Source organism: Holdemanella sp. (genome assembly GCF_056804935.1).
In genome coordinates this window covers 1-2,254 of sequence record NZ_DBMEXE010000247.1, presented here as the reverse complement: position 1 = coordinate 2,254, position 2,254 = coordinate 1, and the positions used below count along the sequence as shown (strand labels likewise).

The window sequence follows — 2,254 nt, the reverse complement described above, 5'->3', positions numbered from 1 at the left end:
TTAAATTTTTAAAAACATATTCATATTTTGCCCATTCGCTTAGAATTTGTTTTTTTATAGTTGTGATAATAGATTCTCTATCTCTTTTCGCATTCGCAAACGAAATAAAAATAGTAGGATATCGATTCATTTCGTTTATATAGTCAGAATTCATGATCTCAGTATTTTCAAATATATATTTAGAATCTTTTGTCACATCAAAAAAAGAAGCCATCATAGACATGTTTAGAGTCTTTCCAAAACGCCTAGGACGCGTAATCAATGTGACTTTGCTTTTTCTTTCTAAAAATTCCTGAATCATATTGGTCTTATCAACAAAATAATAGTTATTATTTCTGAGTTCTTCAAAATTTGAAATGCCAATTGGAATTGCCTTCATCTATATCACCACCCGTATAATTATATCAGAAATACGAAAAGACAGGAAAAAATTCCTGTCTTACTTTGTTTCAATACCCAATTCTTTTAATTGTGCTGGATCCACTGGACTTGGTGCCTGTGCCATTAAATCCGATGCACTTGCTGTTTTAGGGAATGCGACGACATCACGAATGTTGTCTGTACCAGCTAAAATCATAGTTAAACGTTCTAGACCAATACCTACACCTCCATGAGGTGGAGTACCATATTGGAATGCATCCATAAACCAGCTGAATTTTTCATGTGCTTCTTCTAAAGTCATACCGATAGCTTCAAATACTTTTTCTTGAAGCTTTTGATCATGAATACGAATGGATCCAGATAATAATTCATAGCCGTTTAACACTAAATCATAAGCTCTAGAATAACAATGTGCTGGATCACTCAACAATTTATCGACATCTTCTAAGTTAGGTGATGTGAATGGGTGGTGAGCCGCTACATAACGGTTTTCATTTTCATCATATTCAAACATTGGGAAATCAGTAACCCATAAGAATTCATAGGCATCTTTGTTGATCAAATCTAAATCATGACCTAATTTCACACGCAATGCACCAAGTGAGGATTGAGCCACTTTCTTCTTATCCGCTACGAAGAATACAATATCATTTTCTTCGATATTCAACATTGTACGCAATGCTTCTTTTTCGGCATCGGATAAAACTTTTGTGACACTTCCCGCAAAGCCTTCCGCTGTTAATTTTAAGTTGGCAAGTGCTTTTGCACCATATACTTTTACATAATCTTGTAGTTTATCCAATTGTTTTCTTGAGAACTTGTCTGCACCATTTTTTACATTCATAGCCTGGATGATGCCACCTTCATTTAAGCAATTTTCGAATACTTTAAATTCAGTGTTTGCGAATACTTCACTGACATTATATAAAGGCATGTCAAAACGTAAATCTGGTTTATCTGAACCATATTTTTCCATACAAGTATCATATGGGATACGTTTGAATTCTGGTAGATCAATTCCCTTGATATCTTTGAAGATTTCTTTCATCAAACCTTCTGTCATTGACCAAATGTCTTCTTCGTCCACAAAACTCATTTCAATATCGATCTGTGAGAATTCTGGTTGACGGTCTGCTCTTAAATCTTCATCTCTAAAACAACGAGCAATTTGGAAGTAGCGATCCATTCCACCGACCATCAATAACTGTTTGTATAGCTGTGGCGATTGTGGAAGTGCATAGAATTGGCCTTTACTAATACGACTAGGCACTAAATAGTCACGTGCACCTTCTGGAGTCGAACGACATAAAATAGGTGTTTCCACTTCTGTAAAACCATATTTAGCTAAGTAATTACGAACTAATAAAGTAATACGGTTTCTTAAGATTAGGTTCTTTTGAAGAACTGGTCTTCTTAAATCTAAATAACGATATTTTAAACGAGTATCCTCTAAAGCATCTGTTTCATCCGCAATGATCATTGGTGTAGTGATAGCTGTATTCACAATTTTTACTTCACGAACTACAACTTCAATTTCACCTGTTGCAAGCTTAGGGTTTTTGTCTTTTCTTTCTACAACCGTTCCTTTTACTTGTAGTACATATTCATTACGTACATCACTAATTTGTGTTGCTATATCTTCATTGAATACAAGTTGTGTAATACCATAACGATCTCTTAAATCGATAAAGACCAAAGCTCCAAAATTACGGCGTTTCGCAACCCAGCCACATAAAGTGACTTCTGAATTTACATCTTGAAGACGCAATTCTCCATTGTTATGAGTTCTATACATTTCTATTCTCCTTCATGTTCGTGATGATGATGACTTTCTTCTTCTAATAAAGAATCAACATATGGAATCAATTCATCA

Annotated in this window: 2 protein-coding genes; both read right to left on the bottom strand. The window is 34.5% G+C overall.

What is annotated here, in order from left to right; translation table 11 throughout:
• Positions 1–379, bottom strand: a 379-nt coding sequence (locus ACZQCL_RS08895; protein ID WP_482482882.1) for an AAA family ATPase, incomplete at its 3' end; no start/stop codon positions are given.
• Between the two features lie 60 nt (positions 380–439).
• The gene (gene aspS / locus ACZQCL_RS08890) at positions 440–2,176 is read right to left on the bottom strand and encodes an aspartate--tRNA ligase (RefSeq protein WP_331865605.1); all 1,737 of its coding nucleotides are present in this window, start codon (positions 2,174–2,176) and stop codon (positions 440–442) included.
• Positions 2,177–2,254: the final 78 nt, after the last annotated feature.